Origin of the sequence: Pedobacter aquae, from assembly GCF_008195825.1 — a bacterium.
Lineage (GTDB): Bacteria > Bacteroidota > Bacteroidia > Sphingobacteriales > Sphingobacteriaceae > Pseudopedobacter > Pseudopedobacter aquae.
Genome location: NZ_CP043329.1, coordinates 949,495 through 962,099 on the forward strand (window position 1 = coordinate 949,495; position 12,605 = coordinate 962,099).

Sequence of the window (12,605 nt, forward strand, 5' to 3'; positions counted from 1 at the left end):
ATGAAAAGTCTAACATCCATAGCGTTTTTGTTTTTAGTGCTACATAGTTCTTGCGAGAATTATCTAGAAACAAAGCCTATTAACTTTGCCACACCAGAGACTTTTTATAATAACGAACAAGAATTAACAGCAGCTTTAATGGCTGTTTACTCTGAGTTGGGAAGCACAAATGAAGGTACTTATTCAAGGTTTTTATCATTAGAAGCACCATCTTCTAATGATGAGATACTAAGAAGAGGCGCTAATACAGAAGCTGCGGCTGATTCTTATAATGCCAGTGCTTCTTATGATAGGTTTTTCAATTGCTGGACAACGCTTTATTCTGGCATACAAAGGGCCAATTTGTTATTAGAAAACATCAATAAAGCCCAAGCATCTCAGGAAATTAAAAACAAGATAAAAGGAGAGGCTCTGTTTTTAAGAGCTTATTATCATTTTATTTTGGTGTCTTACTGGGGTGATGTGCCTTTGAAATTATCTTCAACAAATTCTTTAAATCAAATTTATATAGCCAGAACACCAGCAAAACAAGTTTACGAAGCCGTTATTCTAGATATGACCAATTCTTATGATTTGGTTGATGAGATTACGAGTTTCAACCATCCCGGGCGAGTGTCTAAAACTGCTGTAGCGGGTATTTTAGCAAGAGTTTGTTTACATGCGGCTGGGCGTTTGCAAGATGCTTCTTATTATCAGACAGCAAGAGCCTGGGCTTTAAAAGTAATGGAGTCTGGTATTCATAGCCTAAATCCTGATTATAAACAGATTTTTATCAACCACAGTGCTGATGTTTATGATATTAAAGAATCTATTTGGGAAGTAGAATTTGAGCAAGATAACGGTTCACAAAGAAATGAAGGTGAACGCTTTGGATCTACCATTGGTATCAGAAATAATGATGATAAAACCGGGTTTATGCAAGGTAATTATACAGCTACTGGTGTTTTATATAATTTATATGCGGCCGGAGATTTAAGAAGAGATTGGAATATAGCACCATTTTATTATCCTAATTTTGATAGAAATAATGCGGCAGTACTTTACTCATCTACCTATAGATGGGGCCGTTATGTAGCTAAATGGCGAAGAGAATATCAGACCAAAGACTTTAATAAAAACTTTGGAGGTACCAATTGGCCTTTATTAAGATATGCCGATGTTTTATTGATGTTTGCAGAAGCTGAAAATGAAATTAATGGCCCAACTCCAGCAGCTTACCAAGCTGTTAATTTAGTTAGAAGACGAGCTTACAGGTTATTTACCGAGCAAAATAATGTAGCAGATTTACCTATAGGTTTAAATAAGGCGTCTTTCTTTAATTGGATAAAGGATGAAAGAGCTAGAGAATTGGCTTTTGAAGGTCATCGGAAATTAGATTTAATACGGTGGAATTTACTCATCAGTACCATGCAGCAAATGGTTACAACCATCTCCACAGCGGCACCATCAGGTTCAAATACGGCTTTGGGTTATTCTGGTAGGGTATCTACTTTAAGATCTTATCAAAATTTCAGTAATCGTGATTTATTTTTCCCCATCCCTACACAAGAAATATCATTAAATAGCTTGATGATACAAAATACAGGCTGGTAAACTATTTCTAAAAATACCTATACTTTATGTGTGTTTAAGAGCTAAATACACTCTATCATTTTATAGCTTATTTAACCAATTGTAAATCTGTTTCAATAAAGTGAAGATGTTTCTTCCTCGCTATGATAAACAAGATTTAGGCTTATAATTATTAATCTAAATAAACGCTCTCATGGGTTTAATACCCGTTTTATTGCGATTAATTAACCAATTATAACCTAAAAATTAGAAAAATGATTCAAAAACATCAACCAAGAAACATGGTTTCTTTGTCTTTGCTTTTAATAGCAGGACTATTCACTGCATGTGAAAATGATTTACAACCGCTTATTGGCGAACAAAATGAAGCCACACAGGCAAGAGCTATTTACAGTACCAGAACCGTAAATTGGAACAACCTAAGCGATGGAACCTATACAAATACCGAAGCAGTTGCAGATTTTGGTAACGTAACAGGTTGGAATGAAGCTAGAGCCTATATTTCTTCTGGTACAGCCCGTGTAAAATTAGAACCTAATGCGCTTTCCGGTGCAGGAGGTATGATATCAAATATTGATATTTCTGATGGTAGCGAATATGAACTACAGTATGATGTAAAATTCCATAGTCAGTTTGATTGGAGTCGTGGCGGAAAAGTAGGCTTTGGTTTTAAAATTGGAGAAGGTAATACCGGATGCGATAAAGCTGATGATGGCAACGGCGGAAGTGCCAGAATGATGTGGTATACAGATAATAATGGGGTAACAAGATTAAAACCTTATATCTATTACAAAGATATGCCGGGTACTTGTGGCTATGATTTTGGTAAAGCCTATCCAGCATCAGGAAGTATACAAAAAGGAACTTGGTACACCATTAAAATTTATGTTAAAAGTAATACCGGAACCAGTACAAATGGTAGGATAAGAGTTACTGTTGAAGGAGAAACTATTTTAGATAATGCTATTAGATGGACAACCAATGATGCTAAACGTTTAATCAATACCATGGCTTTTACTTCATTTAGAGGAGGAAGTGATTCTTATTGGGAATCTAGCACCGTAGGCTATATCTATTACGATAATTTATCGTGGACTAAAATAAACTAATTTCACAATCACTTTAAAAGGTTAATTAATCAAAGCCAGATTCTGATATTTTAGAATCTGGCTATTTTAAAAATGAAAGCACTTAAACTACTTCTTTTATTAATTTTCTTTAAGAGCGGTTTGCATGCACAAAACCGTATAGAAGTAGATTTTTCTTCGGCTTACCAAACAGATAATTTTAAATGGTCTATTGCTGGTAATAGTCAAGGTCAAAACCCTAACATTTTATCAGAAGTAAGTTGGCGAAATCTAAAAGGCCCTGCCTTTAACTTAGATATTCACCTGCCTATCAGTTCTAAGTTTGCACTAAAAGCTAATTTAGGTCAGTTCTTTATTCTTAATGGGCGAGTAAATGATACAGATTATTTAGAAGATAACCGTACAAGCCCGTCATTCTCGGCAGATTTAGAGAGTAACAAAGGTTACAGTAGAAATTTTCTATTGGGCTTGAGTTATCAATTACATCTCCATAAACTTAGGCTACAACCTATGCTGGCTTATGGATTAACACAGCAACTACTTTATTTACAAGATGATAATAACCTAAATAGTACCTATAAAACTAATTGGTATGGTATAATGGCTGGTTTAAATCTTAAATATTCTTTATTTAAAAGCTTAGAACTTAACCATACTCTTCATTATCATCAACTAAAATATAGGGCAGTTGCTAATTGGAATTTAATAGAAAATTTTGCTCATCCTGATAGCTTTAAGCACTATGCTAATGGTTATGCAGTATCTGGAGATACTAAAGCTGTATTTCTTTTCCATCCTAAGATTAATCCATTTGCTTATTTCAGACTCCAACTTTGGAATACAGGAAAAGGTATAGATGAGGTTTTTTATGCTAACGGTACGCAATCATACACCCAATTACAAGATGTTGCCAGAAAAAGTGCTGCATTAGGTATTGGTATCCAATATAAACTCTAAAAATAACCTAAAAATGTTTAAAAAAATTACGCTTATCTCATTCATCCAAATCGCTTTAGGAAGTACTTATGCCCAAGAAGTATCGCCCTTATGGACAGATTTTTTAAATGCTAAAAAGACAGGTAAAGAAGCCGTTTTACCTGATTTTTCTTTTGCAGGATACCATTTTTCTGAGAAAAATATTCCTGATGTGAGCAAGCATAAATACTTTAATGTGAAAGATTTTGGTGCTTTACCTAACGATGATAAATTTGATGATGAAGCTATCCAGAAAACTATAAAAGCGGCTGAGGCTTATAACAAACCTGCTGTCGTGTTTTTTCCTGCTGGTAAATACCTTATTGCTCCTGATGAAGATTCTACCAAGCATATCAGAATAAGTAAAAGTCATATCATATTAAAAGGAGCAGGAAGTGGGGTTAATGGCACAGAAATATATCAGGCAAATAAAAGAATCAACGGCCGTCAGTTTGTTTTTAAGCCCGAGGATAGTAAGCCTGCCAGAATCACAGAAATTACAAATGAGGCTAAAAGAGCAAGTTTTGAAGTTGTAGTTGCTGATGCTTCGAAATTAAAAGTTGGGCAAGATGTGGTGATTAACCATAGGAGCGAGGCTTATACCAAGCAATATTTTGCGCCTTTAAATTTAAAACCACAGTGGACAAGGTTATTTGGGGATAATGGTGGAATGCAGATTTTTGAAATCCATACCATTACTAAAATTGAAGGAAACAAATTAACCTTTAAAAACCCTATCCATTTAGATATTAAAATGATTGAAGGTAAAAGCTGGAATTTATTAAGTTATCCATCTATAGAAGAATGTGGTATTGAGGATATTTTGTTCAGCAGTAATTGGAAAAGCTATCCAGAAGAATTTGTTCATCATAAAGATTTAATTCATGATTACGCTTATGAAGCCGTAGGGATGGAGTTTGTGAAAAATAGCTGGGTAAGAAACTGTGTTTTTCAAGATTGGAATGAAGGGATAAACATTCGCTCTGGTTATCAGGTAAGTGTGCTGAATACCCACTTTAGAGGTAAAAAAGGACATGCTTCTGTTCATGCTAGAACGGGTTATGGTATTTTAATTAAAAATTGTTCTTTTAATGGCGCACAACATCATGGTGCGGGTAATGGTTATAGTGCGGTAAATACGGTTATTACACAATGCACTTTAGGTAAAGATCAAAATTTTGATATCCACTCGGGCCAACCCATTGCAACTTTGTTTGATGCCATTGATGGTGGTGTGTTTTATAATTTAGGAGGTCCGGAGCCTGGCTATCCACATCATGGTAAGGATTTAGTGCTTTGGAATTTTAACCACTCGGCAGAGAAAAATCAGCATTATAATTTTTGGGATGAAACCAGAAGAAGAAATAATACCATAGCGCAACCCATTTTGGTAGGTTTTACCTCTAATACCACGGTAACTTTTGAAAAAATAGGTGTAAATGAATCTCAAGGGAAGAATGTGTTTCCAAAATCATTGTTTGAAGCACAACTAGAGCTAAGATTACGCAAATAATCTTCTAATAATTATCCATTATTCTGAGTAAAACCAGGATAATGGATAGATCTTTTAAAGCATTTCTTAAATGTTTTAAAGCGTGGGTAAGCTGGTTTTCTACCGTACGTTTAGAAATATTTAGCTTTTGGGCAATTTCATCATTAGAGAGATTTTCTTTTCTACTCATGATAAATATTTCCCTACATCTTTTAGGTAAGGCGGTTAAATAGCTATCTATTCGGTTCTCAAGGTCTAAATACTTTATTTTATCGTCTATGGGGTTGGCGTTATCAGCTTTATCATCAAGCAGGTCGTAATTTTCTACCAACTCTAACGGAGATGTTTTTATAGCCTTTAATTTTTTATAAACATGATATCTTGCAGAACTTGTTAAATAAGCTTGTAAAGATTCTATTTCTAGCTGTTCTCTCTTGTTCCAGATGTTCAGAAATAAATCATTCACAATTTCTGTACAAGCATCTTTATCCTTTAAATACCTGAAAGCTGTAGTAAAAACTTTAGACCAATACATGTCAAACAAAGCTCTAAAAGCCTTTTGATCATGCTGTTTTATAAGTTTCCATAATTCGTTATCCGTCAGTTTATCGTATCCTAGCATTGCTTTTAGCTTGTAAGCTCTTAATCATCTAATATTTAAAATCAATGATGTTACTATAAGACATTTTAAAGTCTTACAGGTATTTATCTCTGCTAAAGTTTTAATTGGCATCCAAATAAAGTAAAATATAAAGTCTTAAAAAAATTTAAAATTTTTATGTGTGTGCAAAGCTCTTTAAGTCTCTATAAGTTTAGTAAGAAGCCCAACTCAAGGCTTAAACTGTAAAACCAATTAAACTAAAGATAATACTTCTGTTTGATGAAATAGTAGAATGATGATAATTTACTTAAAGGTAAATTTTGTTTCACTATTGTCTTTGTTGATTTTATAATTTTTTAACTGATTTAATTAAGTTGATGATGAGACCACAATTATTAAAAGTTACTTCAGGACCGGTGCATTCTTTTACCGTAAGGCAGGATTTGTTACCCAATATTGATAAGTTGCATTATCATGCAGAGATTGAACTTATTCAAATTGTTAAAGGTAAGGGCACACAACTTATTGGCGATAGCATCAAAAGATTTGATGCCGGTGATATATTTTTAATTGGCTCTGGTTTACCTCATAATTTAAAATATGATGAACCTTATGTGCAAGAGTCAGGGAAATCATTAACAGAATCAAGGGTTATACAATTCCATGAGAATTTCTGGGGAGCATCTTTCTTGAACTTGCCAGAGAACAAAATCATCCGAGATTTATTAGAGCAATCTAAACGTGGTATACAAATTCAAGGGTTAACAAAAATTAAAGTAGCAGGTTATTTAGATAAATTGGTTGATGCTGAAGGGCCAGAAAGAATATTATTACTCATTTCTATCTTGCAAATTATAGCAAAAGCAGCTGAGGATGTTTGTTTACTATCTTCTATAGGTTTTAATAATGAAGTTAAAGATTTCGAAAACCATAGAATGACCTTAATTTACGAGTATACCTTAGCCAATTTTAAAAAGAAAATCCAATTGGATGAAATAGCTAAAATAGCACATATAAGTCCTCATTCTTTTTGCCGATATTTCAAATCAAGAACCAAGAAAACCTATTCTCAGTTTTTACTAGAAGTAAAAGTTGGGCAAGCTTGTAAACTATTAATGGATAATGATTTAAGTATAAAAGAATTGTGCTATGAAAGTGGCTTTAATAATTTTGCCAGTTTCCATAAATATTTCAAAATCATTACAGGTTTAAGCCCTTTGAGTTATAAAAAAGAATTTAACCAAAGACAACCCGCGGCCTAATTCAGACTAACCAATTTATATCTTATAATGATTAAAAAGTATCAAAAACGAGGCAATTTGAGTATTAAACAGCTAAGAACTATTTTTACCATTTGTTTAGTTTTTATTTGCCAGCTTGCTTGGTCTCAAGAAAAGCCCAATGTGTTATTTTTAATTATTGATGATTTAAACGATTGGGTTTCCATCTCCAAGAAATTCCCAGGAGTTAAAACACCCAATATAGATAGACTAGCCCAATCAGGAACTTATTTTGAGAAAGCTTACAGTCAGGCGCCACTTTGCGGCCCTTCAAGGGCTTCTTTTTTATCAGGTCTATTACCATCTAAAACAGGTGTTTACCTTCAAATAAAAGATACCGATCTTAAGCAATACCTCAATGATAAATTTCAGGTTGATTTTTTACCTAATTATTTCTCTAAAAACGGATATAAAACTTTAGGAGTAGGAAAGATTTTTCATAACGGAGAAGGTATTCAAGCTTTTGATGAGTATGGTGGTAAGTTTGAAGTTTATGGGCCCTTGCCAGAAAAACGTGTCAATTACGACCCTGCTTGGTTCGGACAAAAAGGAACACAAACAGATTGGGCTGCTTTTCCAGAGAAAGATGAGCAAATGCCCGATTATAAATATGCCAACTGGGTGGCTAGCCAATTTGCTAAAAAGCATGAAAAGCCATTTTTTATGGCCGTAGGTTTTATAAGACCACATGTGCCTTGGTATGTACCTCAAAAATGGTTCGATTTGGTGAAGAACTCGCCAACGCAAATGCCTCCATATCTTAAAAACGATATGGATGACATTCCACAAATAGGAAAATCTATTACTGAAGTTCTAGAAATGCCAACTACAGAATGGGCCATCAATAAAAATAATTGGAAAGATATGGTACAAGCTTACCTAGCTTGTATTGCTTTTGTAGATGCTCAAGTTGGTAAAGTGCTTAATGCTTTAGAAAAATCGGCTTATAAGGATAATACCTACATCGTATTAATTTCTGATCACGGTTACCATTTAGGCGAGAAAAACAGATTTGCTAAACATTCTTTATGGGAACGTTCTGCTCATGTTCCGCTCATTATTAGTGGGCCAGGTTTACAGCAAAATAAGGTAAATGCTAACCCGGTAGGCTTAATTGATATTTATCCAACTTTGGTTGATTTAAGCGGCTTACCTAAAAACAAACAAAATGAGGGTAGAAGTTTGGCTCCGCTTTTAAGAAACCAGGTCAAGCATTGGGATTATCCGGTTTATTCCTTTTATGGAGCTAACAATGTATCTGTGTACAAAAATAAATATCATTACATCAAATATGAAGACCTTTCAGAAGAGTTTTATGATTTAGAGAAAGACCCACAAGAATGGAAAAATAAAGCATCAGACTTAAAAGAATCTGTTTTATTAAATACTTTCAGGAAGTTGGCACCTGCTAAAACAGCGCCTTATGCGCCTAACTCTGTCATGGAGGGTAATGCTTATTTTAAATCTAAAAAACCTTAAATTATAATCTATTGAAGTATTGGATATTATATCTCTTAATTATTTTAAATACTGCTTTTGCGCAAGATTTGGCTCAAGCAGAGTTTAAAAATGTTAATGATTTGCAAGGCTGGAAGTTATCTTTTCAGGATGATGGAACAAAAGCATGGCAAAAAAACTGGTTCTTAGATGGCCTAAGGGCAAAAATTGAAAACTCTGAGCGTGGTTTATTATTTAGCGCTGGAGATGTGGATGGTGATGATGCCTGTCATGCCGTTTTATGGACAAAAAAATCATTCTCAGGCGATATCAAGATGACTTACCATTATACCCGTACAGATACAAGGCAAAACTGGGTCAACATTGTTTACATTCATGCTACCGGTATTGGAGAAAAACCTTACCACAAAGATATTTCTACATGGAGCAATTTAAGGATGATACCTTACATGTCTTCCTATTTCAAATACATGAATGCTTTACACATCAGCTATGCAGCTTATGATGATGATTTACCCAAAGGACAAGATTATATCCGTTTAAGGAAATATCCGGTAGCCCCAAAAGCAAACTTCTCTAAAACTACAGAAATAGGGCCTTCTTATTTTGATACCGGCTTGTTTGTGCCTGGCAAAGAATATCAAATTACCATCATCAAGAAGGCTAAACAGTTTTATTTTCATGTAAAAGGAGATGGTCAAGAGAAATTATACAGCTGGGATATATCATCTGCAGCAAACATTACAGAGGGAAGAGTTGGGCTAAGGCATATGTATACCAGATCTTCTTTGTACAAAAATTTTAAAATCTATACCCATAATTAATATGAAGAAATTAGTATTTAGTTTGTTATTGAGTGTTTTTATGATCGGGTTGTGCCAACGTTTGCATAGTCAAAATTATTATCAAAATCCTATCCTCAAAGGCTTTTATCCAGATCCGTCTATTTGTCGTGTTGGAAGCGATTATTATATGGTAACCTCAACATTTGAGTACTTTCCGGGTGTGCCTATTTTTCATAGTAAAGACTTAGTGAATTGGAACCAGATTGGACATGTTTTAAGCAGACCATCACAACTTAATTTAGATAGCGTAAGGATATCAGGAGGTATTTACGCACCTACTATTAGGTATCATAATGGAACTTTTTATATGATTACTACTTTGATAGGGACTAAGCAAGGCGGTAATTTTTTCGTAACAGCAAAATCTCCGGCAGGGCCATGGTCAGACCCACAATGGTTGCCTAAAGAAGCCATAGGTATAGATCCATCTTTGTTTTTTGATGACGATGGAAAAGTATATTATACCGGAAATAAAAAACCTATTAATCAAGCTCAGGAAACGCGTTACAGACAAATCTGGTTACAAGAGGTTGATTTAAAAACGAGAACATTTGTTGGCGAGCGTAGTATCATCTTGGAAGAAGGTGCTTTACATGGTGCGCATAATGCTGAAGCTCCGCATATCTATAAAAAAGATGGTTACTATTATTTGGTAATAGCCGAGGGCGGCACAGCCGATAACCATGCCGTTACCATTTTTAGAAGTAAAAACATTAGTGGTCCTTACGAAGGGAATAAGAAGAACCCAATTCTTACACATCGCCATTTAGGCGTAAATTATCCTATAACCGCAACCGGTCATGCTGATTTTGTTGATACCCAAAATGGCGAATGGTGGATGGTTTTACTTGGGATAAGAAAATACGGTGGCTTGCACTATAATTTAGGCAGAGAAACCTTTTTAGCTAAAATAGAGTGGCAAGATGGTTGGCCTATTGTTAACCCTGGAGAAGGTAAAGTTTTAGCTCAGCAATTGAAGCCTAACTTACCAGAATTTAACATCACGCAAGAGAATTTAAGAGATGATTTTTCATCCGATACCCTTTTTCATTACTGGAATTTTTTAAGAACACCCAGAACAGATTTTTGGTCGCTATCTAAAAGAAAAGGTTTTTTAAGACTGCAATTAGGAAAAGCACAAGTTTCTGAGTTAGCAGCACCATCTTTTGTTGGAAGAAGACAACAAGATAGCTCTTTTACAGCCGAAACATCTTTGCAGTTTAATCCCAAAAAAGAAAATGAGCTTGCCGGAATGGTTTTGATGATGAATGGCAATTTTCAATATCGTTTAGAGAAGATATTACAAAAAGGAAAACCTCATGTACAACTAATTAAAAGGTTTAAAGGTGTGGATGAGGTAGTAAATACCATAGCTATAGAGAAAGGCGATTTAGTGATGGGGATAAATGCTAAAGGACAAGATTTAGACTTCTACATCAAACAAAACGGAAAGAAACAAAACTTAGCTATAAAAGCAGATGGTAGGATACTAAGCGTAGTAAATGCAGGTGGTTTCACTGGAGTTTATATTGGTTTATATGCCAGTTCTAAAGGTATAGCATCAAGCAATTATGCTGATTTTGATTGGTTTGAATATAAAGGGTTATAATTTTTATTTCTGTAATCATGCTTAATAAAAATATAAGATACATTTTGATGCTAAGTATCGGTTTTACTTTGCTATCAAACCAATTTCTTAAAGCACAGGAAAAAGTAAAGCGTCCTAATATTTTATGGATTACCTGTGAGGATATGAGTGCTAATTTACCCATGTATGGAGATTCTACTATCCAAACACCGCATTTAAGCAAGTTTGCTCAACAAGCTGTAAAATATACTCGTATGTATTCGGTAGCTGGTGTTTGCGCTCCAAGTCGGTCTGGTATTATTACAGGTATGTACCCTCCAGCTATTGGCACCCAGCACATGAGAACAGGTACTGGTGGCGAAAAAGACCCAACTATACCAAGTTACCAAGCTGTAACACCGCCAGAGGTAAAAGCTTTTCCAGAGTATTTAAGAGCCGCAGGTTATTACTGTACCAATAATCAAAAAACAGATTATCAAATAGGGGAGCCTTTTACCGTTTGGGATGATTGTAGTAAAGATGCGCATTGGCGTAACAGACCAAAAGACAAGCCTTTTTTTGCTGTTTTTAACATCAATGAAACGCATGAATCTATGATATGGAAAAATGCGAACAGACCTTTACGAGTAAATCCTAAAGACATAAAATTACCACCTTATTATCCTGAGAGTGATATTATTAGAAATGATATAGCTCGTTATTACGATAATATTATGCTGATGGATAGCATTGCAGGTAGCATTTTAAAACAGTTAGAAGATGATGGCTTGGCAGAAAATACCATTGTTTTCTTCTTTAGCGACCATGGTGCTGCTTTACCTTGGTACAAAAGAGAAATTTATGAAAGAGGTTTACATGTGCCTTTTATGGTGAGATTTCCTGATGGTCAGCTGGCCAAAACAACCAATAACCAGTTGCTAAGTTTTATGGATTTAGCACCAACCGTTCTTTCCTTAGCCAATATTCCGCTGCCTAAGCATTTTAACGGACAAGCATTTCTAGGAAATCAAAAAGCTGAAAGTCCAAGGCAATACATATTTGCAGCTAGAGATAGATTGGATGAACATTATGATTTAGTTAGAACTGTAAGGGATAGCAAATTTCAATATATCCGTAACTACCAACCAGAAAAATTGAACTATATGGATGTTGGTTTTCGTAAGCAAATGCCTTTAATGGCAGAAATACTAAAATTAAAAGACCAGCAAAAACTAGATAGCATCCAAAGCAGATGGTTTAAAAGTAAGCCTGTAGAAGAACTTTATGACGTAGAAAAAGACCCTTTCGAATTGAATAATCTAGCTCAAAACCCTGCATACGCTGCAAAATTGCAAGAGCTAAGAGCAATACAAAATAATTGGTCTTTACAAATTAAGGATAAGGGCTTCATGTCTGAAAAAGATATGGTGCGTTTGATGTGGTCGGGCGGTATACAACCTATCACAGCTAAACCAGTTGCACAAATCATACAGCAAAATAAAGAAACTCAAATTGCTTTAAGTAGCCCTACAAACGGAGCTTCTATAGGCTATAAAATAGGAGATTCTGGTTCATGGGAATTATATCATCAGCCTATAACAGTAAAGAAAGGTGTTAAAGTGTATGCTAAAGCCATTCGCTATGGTTACAAAGAGAGTGAAGAAATAATGATTACCACAAATAAATAATATATGAAGCGTTTTATAGCATTTTTATATAGTGCCGTT

10 protein-coding genes are annotated in these 12,605 nt (G+C 34.7%); 9 read left to right on the forward strand and 1 reads right to left on the reverse strand.

Annotated features, from left to right (window positions below; all coding sequences use genetic code 11):
• The 4 genes from FYC62_RS04205 to FYC62_RS04220 all read left to right on the forward strand — a co-directional run bounded on the left by FYC62_RS04205 (position 1) and on the right by FYC62_RS04220 (position 5,148).
• Positions 1-1,593 (forward strand): RagB/SusD family nutrient uptake outer membrane protein, encoded by a 1,593-nt coding sequence (locus tag FYC62_RS04205; protein ID WP_149074045.1) that lies wholly within the window; start codon positions 1-3, stop codon positions 1,591-1,593.
• A gap of 233 nt (positions 1,594-1,826) precedes the next feature.
• On the forward strand, positions 1,827-2,681 hold the full coding sequence (locus tag FYC62_RS04210; protein WP_240534812.1) for a polysaccharide lyase: 855 nt from the start codon (positions 1,827-1,829) through the stop codon (positions 2,679-2,681).
• A gap of 72 nt (positions 2,682-2,753) precedes the next feature.
• Positions 2,754-3,617: a hypothetical protein gene (locus FYC62_RS04215; protein ID WP_149074046.1), complete on the forward strand. Its 864-nt coding sequence runs from the start codon at positions 2,754-2,756 to the stop codon at positions 3,615-3,617.
• A 13-nt stretch (positions 3,618-3,630) separates the two neighbouring features.
• The gene (locus FYC62_RS04220; protein ID WP_149074047.1) at positions 3,631-5,148 is read left to right on the forward strand and encodes a DUF4955 domain-containing protein; all 1,518 of its coding nucleotides are present in this window, start codon (positions 3,631-3,633) and stop codon (positions 5,146-5,148) included.
• A gap of 4 nt (positions 5,149-5,152) precedes the next feature.
• Here FYC62_RS04220 and FYC62_RS04225 read toward each other — a convergent pair whose 3' ends face one another.
• Entirely contained in the window at positions 5,153-5,749 is a 597-nt protein-coding gene (locus tag FYC62_RS04225; RefSeq protein ID WP_149074048.1) for an RNA polymerase sigma-70 factor, read from the reverse strand.
• Positions 5,750-6,105: 356 nt separating this feature from the next.
• Between FYC62_RS04225 and FYC62_RS04230 the strand changes: the two genes are divergently transcribed.
• The 5 genes from FYC62_RS04230 to FYC62_RS04250 all read left to right on the forward strand — a co-directional run bounded on the left by FYC62_RS04230 (position 6,106) and on the right by FYC62_RS04250 (position 12,566).
• Positions 6,106-6,990 (forward strand): AraC family transcriptional regulator, encoded by an 885-nt coding sequence (locus FYC62_RS04230; protein ID WP_317131515.1) that lies wholly within the window; start codon positions 6,106-6,108, stop codon positions 6,988-6,990.
• Positions 6,991-7,047: 57 nt separating this feature from the next.
• The gene (locus FYC62_RS04235; RefSeq protein ID WP_168199380.1) at positions 7,048-8,487 is read left to right on the forward strand and encodes a sulfatase; all 1,440 of its coding nucleotides are present in this window, start codon (positions 7,048-7,050) and stop codon (positions 8,485-8,487) included.
• 11 nt (positions 8,488-8,498) lie between these two features.
• Positions 8,499-9,290 carry a DUF1961 family protein gene (locus FYC62_RS04240; RefSeq protein ID WP_039453196.1) on the forward strand — a complete coding sequence of 264 codons (792 nt, stop codon included), beginning with the start codon at positions 8,499-8,501 and terminating at the stop codon, positions 9,288-9,290.
• Between the two features lie 61 nt (positions 9,291-9,351).
• Entirely contained in the window at positions 9,352-10,920 is a 1,569-nt protein-coding gene (locus FYC62_RS04245) for a glycoside hydrolase family 43 protein (protein WP_039453260.1), read from the forward strand.
• A 17-nt stretch (positions 10,921-10,937) separates the two neighbouring features.
• Positions 10,938-12,566, forward strand: coding sequence for a sulfatase family protein (locus tag FYC62_RS04250; RefSeq protein ID WP_149074050.1), 1,629 nt, complete (start codon positions 10,938-10,940; stop codon positions 12,564-12,566).
• Positions 12,567-12,605: the final 39 nt, after the last annotated feature.

Coding starts and splice junctions, on each gene's coding strand:
- FYC62_RS04205 (WP_149074045.1), top strand. CDS start 1: ATGAAAAGTCTAACATCCATAGCGTTTTTGTTTTTAGTGCTACATAGT.
- FYC62_RS04210 (WP_240534812.1), top strand. CDS start 1,827: ATGATTCAAAAACATCAACCAAGAAACATGGTTTCTTTGTCTTTGCTT.
- FYC62_RS04215 (WP_149074046.1), top strand. CDS start 2,754: ATGAAAGCACTTAAACTACTTCTTTTATTAATTTTCTTTAAGAGCGGT.
- FYC62_RS04220 (WP_149074047.1), top strand. CDS start 3,631: ATGTTTAAAAAAATTACGCTTATCTCATTCATCCAAATCGCTTTAGGA.
- FYC62_RS04225 (WP_149074048.1), bottom strand. CDS start 5,749: ATGCTAGGATACGATAAACTGACGGATAACGAATTATGGAAACTTATA.
- FYC62_RS04230 (WP_317131515.1), top strand. CDS start 6,106: ATGATGAGACCACAATTATTAAAAGTTACTTCAGGACCGGTGCATTCT.
- FYC62_RS04250 (WP_149074050.1), top strand. CDS start 10,938: ATGCTTAATAAAAATATAAGATACATTTTGATGCTAAGTATCGGTTTT.